At 51.7% G+C, this 16561-nt stretch carries 14 protein-coding genes and 1 other RNA gene; 5 read left to right on the top strand and 10 right to left on the bottom strand.

Annotated features, from left to right (window positions below; genetic code table 11):
- A partial coding sequence (locus tag AC3DKE_RS07940; RefSeq protein ID WP_487990374.1) for a penicillin acylase family protein occupies positions 1–1893 on the bottom strand: 1893 nt, incomplete at its 3' end.
- Positions 1894–2000: 107 nt separating this feature from the next.
- Between AC3DKE_RS07940 and ssrA the strand changes: the two genes are divergently transcribed.
- Positions 2001–2354: a transfer-messenger RNA gene (gene ssrA, locus AC3DKE_RS07935) on the top strand.
- Between the two features lie 90 nt (positions 2355–2444).
- Positions 2445–2888 carry a GFA family protein gene (locus AC3DKE_RS07930; protein WP_340675705.1) on the top strand — a complete coding sequence of 148 codons (444 nt, stop codon included), beginning with the start codon at positions 2445–2447 and terminating at the stop codon, positions 2886–2888.
- Positions 2889–2908: 20 nt separating this feature from the next.
- Here AC3DKE_RS07930 and AC3DKE_RS07925 read toward each other — a convergent pair whose 3' ends face one another.
- The 6 genes from AC3DKE_RS07925 to AC3DKE_RS07900 form a co-directional block, all read right to left on the bottom strand.
- Complete coding sequence (locus AC3DKE_RS07925; RefSeq protein ID WP_487990372.1) at positions 2909–3400, bottom strand: PaaI family thioesterase; 492 nt, start codon at positions 3398–3400, stop codon at positions 2909–2911.
- An 11-nt stretch (positions 3401–3411) separates the two neighbouring features.
- Positions 3412–4866: a flavin-containing monooxygenase gene (locus AC3DKE_RS07920; protein WP_487990371.1), complete on the bottom strand. Its 1455-nt coding sequence runs from the start codon at positions 4864–4866 to the stop codon at positions 3412–3414.
- Positions 4863–6461, bottom strand: coding sequence for a GMC family oxidoreductase (locus AC3DKE_RS07915; protein WP_487990369.1), 1599 nt, complete (start codon positions 6459–6461; stop codon positions 4863–4865). Before AC3DKE_RS07915 ends, AC3DKE_RS07920 begins: the two co-directional genes overlap by 4 nt.
- 109 nt (positions 6462–6570) lie before the next feature.
- The gene (locus tag AC3DKE_RS07910) at positions 6571–6903 is read right to left on the bottom strand and encodes a hypothetical protein (RefSeq protein ID WP_340675709.1); all 333 of its coding nucleotides are present in this window, start codon (positions 6901–6903) and stop codon (positions 6571–6573) included.
- The gene (locus AC3DKE_RS07905; protein ID WP_340675710.1) at positions 6881–7276 is read right to left on the bottom strand and encodes a response regulator; all 396 of its coding nucleotides are present in this window, start codon (positions 7274–7276) and stop codon (positions 6881–6883) included. The genes AC3DKE_RS07910 and AC3DKE_RS07905 overlap by 23 nt, the downstream gene beginning before the upstream one ends.
- A gap of 64 nt (positions 7277–7340) precedes the next feature.
- Complete coding sequence (locus AC3DKE_RS07900) at positions 7341–9290, bottom strand: PAS domain-containing sensor histidine kinase (RefSeq protein WP_487990367.1); 1950 nt, start codon at positions 9288–9290, stop codon at positions 7341–7343.
- A gap of 123 nt (positions 9291–9413) precedes the next feature.
- Between AC3DKE_RS07900 and AC3DKE_RS07895 the strand changes: the two genes are divergently transcribed.
- Entirely contained in the window at positions 9414–10133 is a 720-nt protein-coding gene (locus AC3DKE_RS07895; RefSeq protein ID WP_340675712.1) for a nitroreductase, read from the top strand.
- 30 nt (positions 10134–10163) lie between these two features.
- Complete coding sequence (locus AC3DKE_RS07890) at positions 10164–11357, top strand: hypothetical protein (RefSeq protein ID WP_487990366.1); 1194 nt, start codon at positions 10164–10166, stop codon at positions 11355–11357.
- 93 nt (positions 11358–11450) lie between these two features.
- Here the strand turns inward: AC3DKE_RS07890 and AC3DKE_RS07885 are convergent, their stop codons facing one another.
- From AC3DKE_RS07885 to AC3DKE_RS07875, 3 genes are read right to left on the bottom strand one after another with little or no spacing between them, the layout of a single operon-like run.
- Positions 11451–11882: an SRPBCC family protein gene (locus AC3DKE_RS07885; protein ID WP_379071923.1), complete on the bottom strand. Its 432-nt coding sequence runs from the start codon at positions 11880–11882 to the stop codon at positions 11451–11453.
- A 56-nt stretch (positions 11883–11938) separates the two neighbouring features.
- Positions 11939–12907 carry an alpha/beta hydrolase gene (locus tag AC3DKE_RS07880; RefSeq protein WP_340675715.1) on the bottom strand — a complete coding sequence of 323 codons (969 nt, stop codon included), beginning with the start codon at positions 12905–12907 and terminating at the stop codon, positions 11939–11941.
- A 9-nt stretch (positions 12908–12916) separates the two neighbouring features.
- Positions 12917–15583, bottom strand: coding sequence for a hypothetical protein (locus AC3DKE_RS07875; protein ID WP_487990364.1), 2667 nt, complete (start codon positions 15581–15583; stop codon positions 12917–12919).
- 163 nt (positions 15584–15746) lie between these two features.
- Between AC3DKE_RS07875 and AC3DKE_RS07870 the strand changes: the two genes are divergently transcribed.
- The coding region (locus AC3DKE_RS07870; protein ID WP_487990363.1) for a COG3014 family protein at positions 15747–16561 on the top strand (815 nt) is incomplete at its 3' end.

Below are 16561 nucleotides of genomic sequence, written 5' to 3'. Positions count from 1 at the left end.
AATCTGGCTAGACAAGGCCACATCTTGCAAGGTAGCGATATCGAAGCCTTTGCCAGGCCGGCCATCACTGCCATCCATGCGACGCTCAGCTTGCAGCAAACATAGCCGCGTGCGTAGAGTGCGCTCCGCATTTTCATCGCCAATGATGCGCGCGAAGCCAGTTAATGGCTGATCGGCGTTAGTTAACCAATAGCTATCGTTGCAGTTGGTGACATAGTCATCGCGGGTAAGGGTTGGAAGATTTTTTGCACCAAAAATACCAGGCGCCGGTGCATCATCATCAGTCAACCACTCACAAGATGAGCGACTGCCATCTAGCAGTGGCAAGCCCGCGGCGACCTGATCAATGACCAAACTTAATGGCAAGGCTTTGCAGCTCGCCACTAAGCTGTCGGGCACATTCGGCACCACAGTGACATCGCCATAATAAACTTTGCCGCCAGGGCCGCTAGCTACTGTATTTACCCATGGCACGCCGAGCTGCTGCGCTTGAGTTGCAATAAAATCATCAAGACTGGTGGCTTCGTTCCATCGGCCAAACTGATTAATTAATCGATCATTTTCTAAGTTCGCATCGCGCATGCTGTAAGCCAGCGCTGGAGTCCACGCCAAAACGGGCACACCAGAAGCACCAACAGTGATCATTGGACCGAAATGGCTTTTATACAGCGTGCGCTTACGCTCAGTAATTTGACCATCAGCGTTTTTAACTTGAATAGTTAGCGGCACTGCGGTGAGGTCTCGAATCTCGCCATCGTAAATATATTGCGTGGCGTTGAGCGGATTCAGCTTAAGTTCATACAGCGTGAAACGGTAGGCGGTGGAAACCGTGTGGCTCCAGGCGACGTTTTTATTGAAGCCTATGAGTACCGCTGGCACGCCATAAAGTGACGAACCCATGATGTCGAACTGGCCGGGAATGGTGTTGTGCGACATCCATAAGCGCTCAGTGCCGGACCACGGAAAGTGTGGGTTGCCGTAGACAATCGGATTACCGGTGGTACTGCCATCCTTGCCAAAGGCGTACATATTGCTGCCAAAGCGTTCGTGTTCTTGCAGGTCAGCAAAACCACCGGGGGCAGCAGCCAAGGCTTGCTGCTTTTGCGCTAACTCAGCGGCCGAGCCTGGCGCATAAGGTGTGGCTCGTAGCGGTGTTTCTATTTGCGCCACCGGCAGGCCTAAGCCGCTCAGCACATCTAACAATGGTGAGAGCAGATCTCCTAATGGGCCGAAGCCATTACTACCGCCGATGGGTAGCGGCAGGCTGTTTAAACCTGGCGGCTGAGCACTGGCAATTTCATTGACAAATACTGAGCTACTCGCCAACACCGATAGGCGTACAAAACGGCGATACATATCATCCACGGCAATGGGCTGTAGCCACTCACCCTCGGCACAGGCCAAATGGCGGCCGGGATGCTGCCCTGTCTTTAGCTCACTCATATAACGGTTAAAGCCGACGGTCCAGCCTTTCACTAGTGTCTTAAAGCGCGGAATAGTTTTCGCCTCGGTGCGCTTTATTGCTGCCTCATCGGCAATGAACTTCCAAAAGAAATCACTAGACACATTGTCAGCTACGCTGCCATTGGCGCGAATAGAGTAGGTGCCGTCAGGGCCGAAATAGCGCGAGCGCTCACCACGAATGGTGACGAAGTCGTCCATCATGACGCAAAGATTGTCTTCAGCGAAGGCATAGCCTTGGCCATAGCCTAAGCTGCCAAAATCACGCGCGGTGATGTGCGGAATGCCCATTTCAGTTCGAACGATTTCGGCTGAGTATGAGCCCTCTCGTGCTGAGCTATTGCCAGCAGTGCTTGAGCTACCGCCGCAGGCCGATATAAGTGCTGCACCAAATACAATCGGCAAAATGGCCGAAATACGGGCAAGATTCATGATCAGCCTCATTTGTTATTATTATGTAACTACCGACAGTAATTCAGCCTTTAGCAGCGCGCAAGTAAAGACAGTTCAACTTACTCGTAGTATGCTAACTGCGCTCTGGGGATGACATGGCTTCGACGTTGGTTATGAAGCCCGCAGGTGCATGCGGAGAGTGAGTTGCCTCTCCTAAATCAACTTCTCAAACAAATAGTCGCAAACGACGAAAACTACGCACTAGCCGCTTAAATCCGGCTTATGACCAAGCTTGCATGCCGATATGCGGGGGCGGTCAGCGCAAAAAATATCGGATCGCTACATGACTTGCCGCGCGTCATGATGCTAAAACCCAGTGGATCGCTTGCCGCACCCTGTCTCTCGGGCCGCGCTGAGTTAAAACAATTGAGAAGACTAAGCATGTAGATCCGAGGGTAGAGTGCTGACGGACGCGGGTTCGATCCCCGCCATCTCCACCAAACAAAGCAGCAATTAAATCAGCCAGTTAGAGAAATCGAGCTGGCTTTTTTATGCCCGAAAATCTTTTGCCGCACTAAGGAAATGCAGTCATGACCACTTTTCACGCTAGTTGTAGCTGCAATCAACTCACCTTACAGTTTTCGCAGGCTCCGCGCTTTCAGCTGGTTTGCCATTGCAATGACTGCCGGAAAATTACTGGCGAGGCGTATTTGTCTGGGGCATTTTTTGCGGCCGAGCCAGAGGCTATTCGTGGCGAGTCGTTAGTGGAAACAGGGGTTGGCGGGTCGGGCAAGCCAAGACATAACCATCGCTGCAAAAGCTGTGGCGACTTTATTTTCGCTGAGATAGAGGCACTGCAAGGCATTGTTGCGGTGAATGGCAAGCTGTTGGAAATGCCCTTCAAATTCGAACCTCAGGCGCATGTTTGGGTGAGTCAGAAGTTGCCAGAAGTAATCATCCCAAAAGATGCCATGGTGTTTGAGCGACGGCCGGCCCTGAGCCTGGTCATGCCAGAGGCTCCCAAGCCGGCTTGAGTGCCGGCAGACCCATATGCCTAGTCTTCGCGACCATGCGCCTGAGCTGATAACTGCTCGGCTGAGACGCGTACGAAGGTGGAGTCGCCAATGGCAGTAAGCACATCGCCAGCATAAACCTCACAGACCACCCGAGTTTTGCGACCAAGCTCACCCTCAACTTTGGCGCGCAATGTAAGCGACACACCCATTGGCGTTGGCTTGATGTACTTGATGCCTAAATAGCCCGTAACGCAGTCTATGCGCGGCAGGCTCGATGGCTCTCGGCCTTCCTCGCGGTAGTGATAGGCCATCGCGGTCCAGTTTGAGTGGCAGTCGATGAGCATGGCGATTAGGCCGCCATAGACTAAGTCTGGCCAGCCACAGTATTTCTCATCGGGCAGATGCTCAGCGACGATATGCACACCGTCTTCATGCCAACGGCTTTTTAGGTGCAGGCCATTGGGGTTGCTACCACCGCAGCCATAGCAAACGCCATGGGGTGCGGCGAGATCTTGTAATGCCGTAATCATAAAAACATCTCTTAACTGACCCGATAAGCGTCGCGTGGCGGATTGCGCGTGAGCCAGCGATAGCTCAGCGTAAAGCCCGGCCAACTGGCGCTATTGTGGCCATTATCATCGATATACCAACTACGGCAGCCGGCCCAAACGCTATTGGCTAGGCGCACTTGCACAGCACTGGTGAAATTCTCATAGCGGCCTTCATTGACTTCAATGCAGCGGCCATTCTCCTGCACCAAGCGGGCGCGACAGGTCATGATATGTGCGATCTGGCTTTCTAACATGTAGACGATGGAGTTATGGCCAAGGTTGGTATTGGGACCATAAAGCATGAAGAAGTTAGGGAAGCCCGGCACCGACATGCCGAGATAAGCTTTTGCACCCTGCTGCCAAACATCTTTTAAATCTAAGCCAGCTCTGCCGCTTACTTTCATTGGCGCGAGAAAGTCGGTGGCGGCAAAACCAGTGCCATAAATCAGCACATCAGCGGGATGCACATTGCCGTCGCTAGTTTCAACACCGGCAGCCGTAATCTGACTCACCGCCGTGGTGATTAAATTTACGTTATCTCGGCTCATCGTTGCTAAGTAGTCGCTGGAGAGCAAAATACGTTTGCAGCCGATGGCGTAGTCTGGCGTTAGTTTTTCGCGTAATAAAAGATCGGGCACCTGCTTTTTCAGCAACGATTTAAATGGCAAACCAACCGCAACCTTAAGCAGGCTTTTCATGCGTGTGAAAGCCAAAGCGCGGGACTCATACTTCAAATAAATACCGCCGCGGTACAGCGACATAGTTTTTGGCGCGCGCTTAAAAACCCACTTCTCCACGCCGCTATACGGCCGGTCGGGCCGCGCCATCATATAGGCAGGTGAGCGCTGAAACACACTCAGCTTGGCCACGCTAGGAGCAATCGCCGGCACAAACTGAATCGCCGATGCGCCGGTGCCGATGACCGCCACGCGCTTACCAGAGAGATCAAGGTCATGACGCCAATGCGCTGAGTGAAAGGACTCACCTTTAAACGCTTCGATGCCTTTGAGCTTGGGATAAATGGGTCGGCTGAGTTGGCCTGTCGCATTGACCACCATGCGTGCTTGCAGCACCTCGCCACTAGCCAACGTGATATGCCAAATGCTGCTGGCGTCATCAAAGCGCATTGCCGCCACTTCTACCTCGCAACGCAGATGCCGGCGCAGGTCGTACTTATCGGCACAATGGCGCAAGTAAGCGTAAATCTCGGGCTGGCGTGCAAACACATGCGACCAGTTCGGGTTCGGCTCAAACGAAAATGAATACAGGTGCGAAGGCACATCGCAAGCCGCGCCAGGGTAGGTGTTGTCGCGCCATACGCCGCCCACATCAGCGGCTTTTTCTAAAATAACGATGTCATCGACACCTTGTTTTTTCAGCGCGATGGCCATGCCCAAGCCACCAAAACCTGCGCCGACAATTACAACTTCGTGGATCTTACTCATGCCTTTACTCGCGACTGGCCGGTGATTAAGTCGTAGGCTTTTTCGGCAATCATCATGGTAGGCGCATTGGTATTACCACCAATGATGCTGGGTATCACCGAGGCATCGACAATGCGCAAACCTTGCATGCCATGCACGCGCAGCTCGGGGTCGACCACAGCCATATCATCGAGGCCCATTTTGCAACTGCCCACGGGGTGATAAACAGTGTCAGAACGCTCGCGCAAAATTTGGCGAATATCATCGTCGGTTTTCACATCGGCGGTGAACATGTCTTTGGTAAATAGCTCGGCTAGCGCCGGAGCATCCATAAGTTTTTTCGTAAGCTTATAGCCCTCTACCAGCTTCTCCACATCATCCGGATCTTGGAGAAATGCCGGATCAATGAGTGGTGCATCGAGCGGATTTGCACTGGCCAAGGTCACACTGCCGCGACTTTTCGGGCGCAATAAACAGACGTGGCAGGAGAAGCCGTGGCCAGCGTGAAATTTGCGCGCATGATCATCGACCAAGGCGACAACAAAGTGCAGCTGAACATCGGGCTGAGGGCTATCGGTGCTGATTTTTAAGAAGCCCCCGCCTTCGGCAAAGTTCGATGTCATAGCACCACGACGCTCACTTCGATAACGCCGAATCTCTTTCAACATGCGAAAACTGCCTTTCAGCGACAGCCCCAAGGCATCTAAGCTTTTGGTTTTATAGCCAAAAATAAAGTCTGGATGGTCATGTAAGTTTTGCCCAACGCCAGGCAAGTCTTTCAAGACAGGAATGCCATGCTTCTGCAGTTCAGCAGCCGGGCCAACACCCGAGAGCATGAGTAATTGCGGAGTTTGAAAAGCACCTGCTGCTAAAATTATTTCTTTATTTGCACGAATCACGCGGCGCTTACCGTTTTGCATAATCTCCACGGCAACGGCACGCTTGCCATCAAACTCGAGCTTCAGCGCCTGAGCTTTGATCTCTACGGTAAGATTTGGCCGTTGCGCCATCACTGGTAAAACATAGGCCTGCGCCGCACTACAACGCTGGCCATCTTTTTGCGTGACTTGGTAAAGGCCAATGCCCTCTTGGTCGGCACCGTTAAAGTCATCGTTCCATTTAAAGCCGGCCTGCTCAGTGGCTTTCTTATAGCGCGCATGAACTGGATTATCTGTGCGTAAGTCGCAGACAGACAGCGGCCCACTATTGCCATGAAACGCATCGTGAATACGCTCGTTGTTTTCGCTAAGGCGGAAGTACGGCAGCACGTCATCATAGCTCCAGCCAACATTACCCATGGCTGCCCACTGGTCGTAATCGTCGCGATGGCCGCGGATATAAGCCATGGCATTAATCGCCGACGAGCCACCCAAGGTTTTTCCACGCGGCTGATAGCCCTTGCGGCCATTAAGCCCAGACTGAGGCACTGTCTCGAAGGCGTAGTTTTTGATTTTTGTTGGCAGAATAGCCACTGTTGCCGCTGGCACTTCCACTAAAGTGCCCGTACCACCATCGCCGGCCTCTAGTAAGCACACAGTTATCGCTGGATCTTCGCTTAATCGGCCCGCGAGCGCGCAGCCGCCTGAACCACCACCAACAATGACATAGTCAAACATCGTGCCGCCCTCGTGATTTTTCTATCAGGCAGAACTTAGCAGTTTTCACTATGGCTGGGCGATGTAAACCAACAAAAGGTTGATATAAACGTATTAAAACGGAGGCGGCTTAGTCTTGCTCGCCAGCCACTTTGACAATGCATTCAACTAGATGCTCAATCCCCTGCATCAGTTCTTCGGAGCTTAAGGTGCTGACATCCCACATACGATCGACTTTACGCGCCTCAGAGCCTAGGCTGTCGTAACCAATGAGCCCCGCAGAGCCGGCGATACCATGAATGCTGCGTTTGAGATCAGCGGGCCACGAAGCTTGTGGTAATTCGCGGGCCTCGGCCCACGCGGTAAGCAACTCAGGGACACGAGTCTGCCAAAAATGTGTACGGAAGCCGGCAACTAGAGCCAGCCATTCCTCGTCATTTTCAAGGTCGATCTCGTTTGACATTTTCCCAGCAGCTCCGTACTTGATCTACAAGCTTAGCGGGTATGAACGGTTTTGTAAGCACTTCATCGACGCCAAGCGCGCGCCATTGCGCGATATCTGCTGGCTGTATTTTTGCAGTCAGAAAGCAGATTGCTAGCTTTTCTATGGTCGGCATTGCTCGCATTTCGGCAAGCGTTTGCACACCATCCATGCCCGGCATCATCACATCAAGCAAGATAATATCGGGCAAATAACCATCGCGCAGCAAGGCTAACGCCTCTTGGCCAGATGATGCAGCACACACAGTAAAACCACCCAACCGCTGCAAAATCAAACTAACCAGTGCGCGGATATCAGGCTCATCATCGACCAGTAAAACTTGCTGTAGCGACATGCCTAACCTCATTAAATTCTGCTATTTGCCCTACCTGTACCTAAAAAGATATTGGTGATTATTATTATGCAATCATGGGCGTGCTGAGATCATTGACCATTGGCGCAGGTGTCTTCTTTAAAAGCTCAATGTAAAATACCGACCCGTTGGGCTTTCGTGGCTCATAGCCAACTCGTGCCTGCATGCTTTCGGCAAGCGCCTTGGTAATGGCCAAGCCTAAGCCTGTCCCACTACGCTGACGCGTATCTGAAGAATCGAGCTGTGAAAACTTAGCAAATAGCTGAAACCACTTCGCCTCTGGAATACCGACACCTCTGTCCATTACTGAAATGCGTGCATACGGCCCGCAATCACTCACGACAACATCGACCATCGAGTTTTCAGGCGAGAACTTGGCAGCATTCGAAAGGAAATTAGCCAGTACCTGTTGCAAGCGCGCACTATCAACCATGACTTCATCGGAGCAGCTACCGCTATATTGATAGTTCACACCGAACTGCGACGCATAGCTCGAGTTCAAGCTGATGCTCTCGGTCACAATAGGTGCCAGCTCATGCGCCTCAATTTCCATCTCGATACTGCCCGAGACCAACTTATCCATGTCCAGCAAGTCATTAATGAGATAGCTCAAGCGCTGACTATTTCGCTGGGCAATGGTTAGTAGCTTTTCTTGATCGGCATTCAACTCGCCCAGCACACCCGTTACAACCATATCTAAAGAGCCGACAATGGCAGTCAGTGGTGTGCGTAGCTCATGGCTGACTGTAGAAATAAACTCTTCTTTCATTCGCTCAACACGGCGGCGCTCAGTAATGTCGCGCACCACCACGACCTGCCTGGATTCAACCAAGTTAGAAAGCTTTGCTATTTGCACTTCCATCCAGAAATGACTGCCATCGGCGCGACGGCCCTCGATCTCAGGCAGTGGCAATAGCGAACCTGTGCGGTCAGTGCGCATAAACAACGCTTGGCGAGGCAGTGAGGCACTCTGAGGCAGTAAAAGCTTAAGTGACTGATTCTGTACTTCATGCTCAAGGTAGCCAAAGAGCTCTTCTGCCGCATGATTAAAGCTTTCAATCTTGCCTTCGGCATTAATCGTGATAATCGCGTCTACCACTGTATCGACAACGGTTTGCAATTGGTGCTCGCGCTCGAGCAAGCGTTGCTGAGCTGCATGGCGCGAGCTAAAGTCCTGAATATGCGAAATAAAATATAGCGGCTCTTGTTCGTCATCACGCACTAAAGACACACTTAGCAAGGCATATACCGTAGAGCCATCGCTATGAATATAGCGCTTCTCTAACTGATAGGATGAGATCACACCCGATAGACACTGCTGCACTAGCTCTAGATCAGCACCCAAGTCATCTGGATGCGTAATGTGCTGAAAATCAGTTTTCAATAAGTCATCGTGGCTATAGCCCAATATTTCGCAAAGTGAAATATTCACCTCTAGCCAGGTGCCATGAGGTGAGACTATGGCCATGCCATGTGCGGCAGTGGCAAAAGCATTAAGAAAGCTGAGCTGGCTGATAGAGAGCTGTCTCTTCAGTGCTGAGTACTCCGAAATATCATTCGCTATTGCCATATAGCCATTGATACGACCTTTCGCATCATGCAGCGCGGTAATCGTTAAGCTTACGCGTATGCGGGTCCCATCTTTTTTTATGTATGTCCATGCACGCGTTTCATGACCATGAATTCGCGCTGCTCGAACAAAAATTTCAAACCCGCTAACAGCCTCACCAAATGTGCACTCTAAAGCACGTCCGTGATCACTAACCTCATTAGCATCATGAAGGATGGCGGGTGTCTTTATGCCCACAAGCTCATCAGCACGATAGCCAAGCATTGCCTCTGCGCCACTATTAAAAAGCGAAATAATGCCATCTAGACGAGTAGCAATAATCGCCACGGCAGTTGAGCCACGAATAATTGCCGCATTAAGCGCTTCCTGATGCATCGCGTTGGATTTTTTAGCTCTCCAACGCGATATAAATGACCACATAGTCATTAGCCTGGCTCGTGATAGAGATGTAGATTATCAATCACAGCGACTGCAGTGCTGTGCAAGCGTGTTGTCATAAGGTAAAACGCTGTAACAGCACATCATTACCAATACCCCTAAGGATCGTTTATGACAAGCAGTGCCTCACCGCAAACCCTATCCGTGTTTGATGCAATAACTCAGCGTCGATCTGTACGCGGTTACTTAAACACTGCAGTTCCCGAGAGTGTTCTTCGCTCAGTATTCGAACTAGCCCAAGCTGCGCCTTCAAACTGCAATGTGCAACCTTGGCAGGTTTATGTCGCCTCCGGCGCTACTCGCGACAGCTTGCGTGAGCGCATGAGCACGGGCGCAATGACTGGCCGCGCCATGACGCCCGATATTGGCTTTATGCCATCGACTTCAGGTGAGCATAAAAACCGCCAATATGCCTGTGCGGCGGCACTCTATGGCGCAATGGGTATTGCCAGAGAAGATAAGCTTGGCCGCATGAAAGCCACTCTGCGCAACTTCGAGTTTTTCGATGCGCCGCACGTCTGCTTTATTGGCATGGATAAAAGTTATGGCATCCCAATGGCACTTGATGTTGGTATGTATGCGCAAACATTGATGCTGTCCATGCACGCACACGGTTTAGGCAGCTGCGCTCAGGGCTCAATGGGCTATTATCCAAATGATGTGCGCCAAGCCTTCGGCATCAATGATGACATACAGATTCTCTTTGGCATTTCGTTTGGCTACGAAGATCCAAGTATTTCAGCCAATGCGACGCGAACCGTGCGAGCGCCACTGAGCGAAAGCGTGCAATTTAATAATGCTCCAGTCACATTTTCCGAGGCCTCGGTTTAGGCCAAGCCCATTACTGAGGAGCGATTCATCATGACTGATGACGCCAATGCCGAAAAAAAGCCACGCAGTAATGCTGCGACTAAGCCTGCCGTGAAAACGACAAAGGCAGCGGCCGGCTCAGTGCAAAAGCCTAGCGCACAAGTTGCGACTCCAAAGACGAAAGCTCCGGCCAAAAAGCCCACGATTGAGCCCCTTGAAGTAGAAGCTATCGCTGAAATTGAACCTGAGACTGCCGCTGTAGAGCCGCCGCCCGTACGCAAAAATCGGTCGCTATTCGATGCCGCTGACGATGTCCGCATGTCTGCCATGCGCGTTATGGGCTCCGCTCGTGGTGCTGCTGAGCAAGCACGCTATGTTGCAACAGAAGCCGCTAAGGAGGTTGCTAGCATGGCCAGTGAAACTGCAAAAAGTGCCGCCGAAATGGCCAATGAAAGTGCGCGTAATGCGCTGCAACGAGCCTCGCGAAGCGCGCAGGTTGTTGCTCAACTTGCCGAAGATGGCGCCAAAATGACCGCAAAGCTGGCCAACGACTCTGCCAAAGCTGCCGGCCAAATGGCACGTGAAGTCGCTCTACAAATGGCACAAGCCTATCTTCGCAAGTCGACCATTACGTTGCCACTACCAGAAGCACTGATCAATAAGCAGATGCGCAACCTTGCCGACCGCCATGCCAGCGTCGATTATCTCGCTATTTACTGTGGCGATGATCGCGTTACTGTCGCCATCGACGGCCACCACAACCGGCTCGTCTACACCATCGAACTGAAATTCGATGTCTTGGAGTGCAAAGTCTCACGCAATGCCCAATATATTCGCGTGCGGCAAGTTGACGAGACACTTGATGCGCAGTTTAGACAAACCAACTTTGTCGCCAACTGGATGACGAAGCAGGTAGGGCGTGGCGCATTTTTTGTTGCCAATCGGCTGCCGACCAAGTCACCTGTAAATCAACTCATGCAAGATATTCCTGGCGTGGAACGTGAAGGCCCACGACTTTGGCGCATCAATCTACAAGAGTCCGACCTTGGCGGCTTGCTGCAAAATCGCTCATGGATGGTCGATAAATTATCAAACCTCACGGAGTTCGCCTCGCTACCCGGCTTGAGCACGTTAATCGGCAGCCAAGAGCTACTGATGCAGCTGGTCAATCAGTTTGAGATCCGCGATGTCCGCGTTCGCCCTGGCCGACTTGAGCTGCTCGTCGGCATCGCTTCGACTAACTAATCACTGATGATTTTTGACAATAAAAAAGGCTCCTTATCGGAGCCTTTTTTAACTGCACTTACAAAGCATTAGCTGATTATACAGCCAGGCTAATTACAGACCTTGCTTCACCAGCTTCTTCAAACCAGCACGAATAGGCGAACCCAGCGCCAGCTTCACTAGCCAGCCTGTACCAGGCAACGCTGAGTCAAAATCGATGGTGTAGTGCAAGTGCGATGATTTGTTATCGCCAGAAAAACGCATGATGCCCAAATGATTTTTCACCGGGAAGCCGCCACGGGTAATGGTGTATTCAATCAGCTTATTTTTCTCAGCCTTGGTAACCGTTTCTTCCAAAGACACACCGCCGGGCAGCGTCAGCTTGCGAACTGAGCCGACACCGTTAACGCCAGCCTTGCCATCTTTAATACGGCGAATTTTTGCCGGCAAGATCAGGCCTAAGTTTTCGTGGTCGCTCAAATAGCTGTAAAGCTTATCGACTGAAAAGGGGAAGTTTTGAACTATATCAACACGATTTGCTGGCATAAATACCTCTCTAAATAATGGGCGGTTAAGCGCACATGCTTTGAAAATAACCGTGGTCAGATTAGCACATGACGCACTAAAGCTGACAACACCGGTTGTCGATACTCATCACTCTCATTAGCCAAATGATGGCCTGCACCTGGCACCATGATGGCGCGCTCCACATACGTTCTTTTCTCGATAAAACCTAGGTTATAGCGCCAGTCCACGGTGTCATCGGCTTCGCCCTGTACAAGCGAAATGGGGTAGCGGCATGCCGGCAAAGATTGTAAATGCTTATCCCAGCGTATCATCGCTCCAACCCATTTCAGCGGAACTTCGCGCAGCTGAAAGGGGTCTTTATGCCAGATCAAATCAATAAACTCAGGGTCATGGCTACTGTGCTTAAAGTGGCGAGGAACACTGCGCTTAAAACGGCCTAATAGCGTATAGGCGGTAGTGACTTGACGCCATTTGGTGATGCGGACTAGCGGCGCCCAGAGCTGCACACGTGCGAAGTATGGGCGCTGGCCATTGGCCAATGACGATAAAATATGATCAAACAAAATTCCGCCACCCGTACTCTGGCCGACCGCCACCCAAGGCTTGGGCAATTGCGGCGAAAGCACCGCAATAAGATCGCGCAATACTTCCTGGTAATGGCTGAAGTCGTCAATTTCGCTAGGCTTACCTGACGATAAGCCGTGGCCAGGCAAGTCGATAACCACCACCGCGTAACCTTGCGCTAACCCGACACGAATGGGGTGAGTAAATAAACCCGCATGGTCAAAGTAACCGTGCAAAATCAGCAATGTACCGCGTGGCTTTATCGGTGCTTCCGGCAGAAATACCTGCGTGGCAATATCATAGCCCCACGCCTCAATCGTGCCGATGTCATGGCGCGTAGGGTGTGGCGCCTCAAGGCTCAATCGGTCTAGGCCATAAAATCGAGCGTAATCTGCCAAGGCCTCAGGCCATGGCGCACGCACGTCTAAATCCAATGGTTTTAGTGCGCGGCGCGCGGCTGTCGGCGTAAAGCTGGTCACACTCACTCCTTAGATAGGCAAAGGCAACAATGCTCGTAATGGCCCCAATGGGCTACTGGACACTGGGGCAGCCCGCAATACACCTTCAGGCGTTGCCGGCCCTTGGGCTTTAATAATGGCCTCTTTTGATTGTTCTGTCCGCTCCCAAGTGCGCAAAAAACCCTCAGCTGAGTTAAATACATCCTGCAAATCTTGCGCACTGCCCTCAAGCTGAACCTCACGCACAAAACCGCTCATCATTCCGTAATGGGCGCTGCCATCCTCATCTAAACTCCACGTACGACCACGGCCCTGATCATCGCGCTCTTCTGGCTGATCAAAACGCACACTCAGCGGCTTGAGCGCTTGCATGGCTGGCAGCTTACTCATAAATTCATTATCAAATAAGCGGTAGGGGTACGTTACCTCTTTGCCTTTGGCGATATTGCTGCGTGGGCTGGCTTGTGCCGATAAACCATTGGTGTCGGTGCCAAAACCCATGCTGAATAAAGGCCTAGGCTCAGGCAGCTTAGACCACACTGTGCGCAGCTCTTTGATTTCTTTAATCAAGCTTGGGCCATTACCGAGGCTTGGAAAAATAAATCCGCCACCTTTCAAGATACGCTCAGCTTGGTTGTTACTGGTGCCACCAAAAGTGCCATGGGTTGAAATTAAGGGGTAGTTTTTAGGCTGAGCCTCAGCAAGCTCCAACACCTGTGACTTAATCTCTAACTCCAAATGGTCGATGTCGAATATCAGACCACGACGCATCATTTCTTGGAAGGCAAACAGACCCATCGGCGTTAGCCAACGTGCGTTACATTGCTTTTTCGCGGGATAACAAGCTAACGCCCCGCCAGGGCGGAAACCTTGGCCGAGGTATGGGCAGAGCGGATCGCTAATTCCTAAAGCACCCAATGGGCTATCAATACCACCAACATCAAATAAAACAGTAGGACTGATACTGGTCATTTTCGCACCACCACTGCTGCCAAAAAGATAGCCAGAAAATCCTTCCAGACCCTCCTCTGGACAGTCGTAGGTAGTCCAAAACTCACCTGTCGGGCGCTCAGTGGTTTGCAAAAAGCCTAGCGGTGACGTTTGTGATGGATTACCAAGTACACCCACGAGCGCATTAATTTCTTTGGATGGAATACCACCGGAGTTTTCACGATTACCGATGTTTAAAATCATGCCATCGAAAATTCCGTTACCGCCGAAGGCGTTGTCGAACTCATGAATGGTGATGATTTGCCGTACGCCGAGACTGGTTAAACGATCGAGCTGCGCCACCACTTCTTCTTTATCGCAGGCATAGCTATTTTCGGTCAGGCCAGTACCGGTCTCTTGAAATGGTTGTTGCTGGCGCAGCGGGTTGTAGTTGATTTTGCAGTTGAGCACGTTGGATATTTCAATGCCAATGACTACCGCCAGCTTGCCATCCGACACGACATTTCGCGCCTCTTCAGGGCTTAAAACAATACGGAAGAAACCTTTTCCGCGACCACCATACTGGGCATCAACATAATCCTGCAGCGCATACAGTGTGCCGATTTGATTGGTCGCATTATTCATTTCGTTACAGTCGCGCAGGGGCTGGCGCGTGACATTGCGCTGCAACTCGCACAACGTTTCATTCTCTACTACATCATTAACCATGATGCGCAAACCTGACTTCCATGCACGCTCAACCCATTTCCAATAAATCGCTTCATGCGTCAGGTTTGCTCGAGCTGGCCAGTCGACATGAGTCGGCCAACCGGCGGTGTCATGGCCATCAAAATCACTGACAAATAAGCTGCCGACTAAATCAAGAAAGCCATTCGGCCCATGAGTTTCGGCACAGTCACTAAGTGCATGTGTGACCCCAAAACGATGGAAAGGTGAGCCATGCTCAGCACCACCCAAAAAGGTCGTAGCACTTAAGTGTACGTGCACATCGGCCATGCCTAGCACTGAGCCATCGGAGGTTTGGCCTTTGAAAGTGTCACCCACGGTATTGTCATGTGCTTCTGGGAACTCTGCGCAACCAGTGGCTGGCACAAGTGCGAATTGCTGAGCTGGGTCATCACCTGCGGCTACTAAAGCCAACTTGCCGTCATCGGCCACGCTCAGCTGCTTCATCGTTTTGGCTTGCGAAAATACGTAACGATCGCCCTGCACCAGAGGATCATTGAACTGACGATACTTTGTAATGTCGCTTGGCTGTGGCTCTGTATCGTAGGCCATCGCTTGTGGATAATTCGTTGCATCGCCCGCGACGCGCAAGCTGAACACATTGTTGTCGCTTGCAGCACTCAAAGCACTTAAGCCGGAGCCAGATACAAGCTGTTTGCCTCGGCTATAGAGCAAATAGCTCCCCAATGATGAGGGCTTAAAGTAGAAGGGCTCAGATGCGCTCAACGTTGCGGCGGTAGCGCTAAGCTGGCCATTTTCTAGCGTGACAAAACGGCCATCGGATGGCGACTGCAGCGCAACACAGCGGTTGGCATAGTCGTAGCGTGTAGGCTTGAATTCGGGCCCAGGAACGGGGATCTCTGGGCCTTGGCCTACACCCGGATCCGTTACGTTATCGACAAACGAAAATACCGCATTTTTACTCTCACCACAGGCCATTAGCCCGAGAGCCAAACAGCTGGCGGCAGCAACTTTTACGATATGGGAAAATAAACCCGTGCTTGAGCTGAGCGTTGTCATAGCGACACCTATTATTTTTCTTATTTGGCAATTTTACATGATTACGCAGTCGCAACCTATATATGTTTCGACTGCGTTATTTGCTTTGCGTGCAAATTGATTTCTTGTGCATTCGCATCGCATAGCACAGCGAGCCATACTAGCCCCCTGAAAAGAGGTACTCATGCGCGTATTGCTCACCTTATTATTTAGCGCTTGGCTCGGCGCCTGCTCCACGCTGGGCGTGCTCTCGCCTTTGCAAGATGGCCGCCAAGCCATGCTCGCCGGTGAGCCGACACAAAGCGAAGCAGCGTTTGCCAAAGCTATAACAGCTATTGCCGCTGATGATGAACGCGCGCTCATCTCAGCCGGCGACTCTGCACGCACGGGCGCTGCCTTAGTCAGCAATGACAATTTGCGGCGCTATCGGGTTGCGCCTTATGAGCGACTGTTTTTACACAGCTATCAAGCGCTGAATTATCTCGCTTTGGCACAGCCACAAGCCGCCGCCGTTGAGCTGCGTAGAGCTGATGCATGGCAACGCACGCAGGCGTTAGCCTATGCCGAAAAAATCAGTGAGGCCGAGCGCGAAGGCGGCGAGCTAGTGCCATCTAGCAATGCTGATCTGGGCGCACTCGATAATGCTGCTGCGCGCGTGCGAAGCAGCACTCAGCATGCCGGCGCACTGTATTTATCCGGTCTTTTTTATGAGGCACAAGACGCGCTAACCGACGCCTTCATCGATTACCGAGCTGCTTGGCAAGCCCAGCCAAGCAACGCTCAACTCGCCAGCGACACTTCACGCTTAGCAAAACGCCTACGCTTCGATGACCCCACACCACGCAATACACCGACTCCAAGCCCACTCAGCCTCAATCAAGATAACAGCGCCGGCGACATCGTGGTGTATTGGGAGCGCGGCGAAATCCCCGACAAAGTCGCGTTTCAACTACCGTTGATCAATAGCCGAGCCTTCACCCTGGTGAGCATTCCGTACTA

The sequence above is a fragment of the Paraperlucidibaca sp. genome, from assembly GCF_982810325.1.
The sequence above is the reverse complement of the archived record's forward strand: the minus strand, read 5'-3'. Positions and strand labels throughout refer to the sequence as shown.

Bases quoted from the DNA above. Each gene is read 5' to 3' on its own strand.
- AC3DKE_RS07930 (WP_340675705.1), top strand. From the start codon at position 2,445: ATGACCACTTTTCACGCTAGTTGTAGCTGCAATCAACTCACCTTACAG.
- AC3DKE_RS07925 (WP_487990372.1), bottom strand. From the start codon at position 3,400: ATGATTACGGCATTACAAGATCTCGCCGCACCCCATGGCGTTTGCTAT.
- AC3DKE_RS07920 (WP_487990371.1), bottom strand. From the start codon at position 4,866: ATGAGTAAGATCCACGAAGTTGTAATTGTCGGCGCAGGTTTTGGTGGC.
- AC3DKE_RS07915 (WP_487990369.1), bottom strand. From the start codon at position 6,461: ATGTTTGACTATGTCATTGTTGGTGGTGGTTCAGGCGGCTGCGCGCTC.
- AC3DKE_RS07910 (WP_340675709.1), bottom strand. From the start codon at position 6,903: ATGTCAAACGAGATCGACCTTGAAAATGACGAGGAATGGCTGGCTCTA.
- AC3DKE_RS07905 (WP_340675710.1), bottom strand. From the start codon at position 7,276: ATGTCGCTACAGCAAGTTTTACTGGTCGATGATGAGCCTGATATCCGC.
- AC3DKE_RS07900 (WP_487990367.1), bottom strand. From the start codon at position 9,290: ATGACTATGTGGTCATTTATATCGCGTTGGAGAGCTAAAAAATCCAAC.
- AC3DKE_RS07895 (WP_340675712.1), top strand. From the start codon at position 9,414: ATGACAAGCAGTGCCTCACCGCAAACCCTATCCGTGTTTGATGCAATA.
- AC3DKE_RS07890 (WP_487990366.1), top strand. From the start codon at position 10,164: ATGACTGATGACGCCAATGCCGAAAAAAAGCCACGCAGTAATGCTGCG.
- AC3DKE_RS07885 (WP_379071923.1), bottom strand. From the start codon at position 11,882: ATGCCAGCAAATCGTGTTGATATAGTTCAAAACTTCCCCTTTTCAGTC.
- AC3DKE_RS07875 (WP_487990364.1), bottom strand. From the start codon at position 15,583: ATGACAACGCTCAGCTCAAGCACGGGTTTATTTTCCCATATCGTAAAA.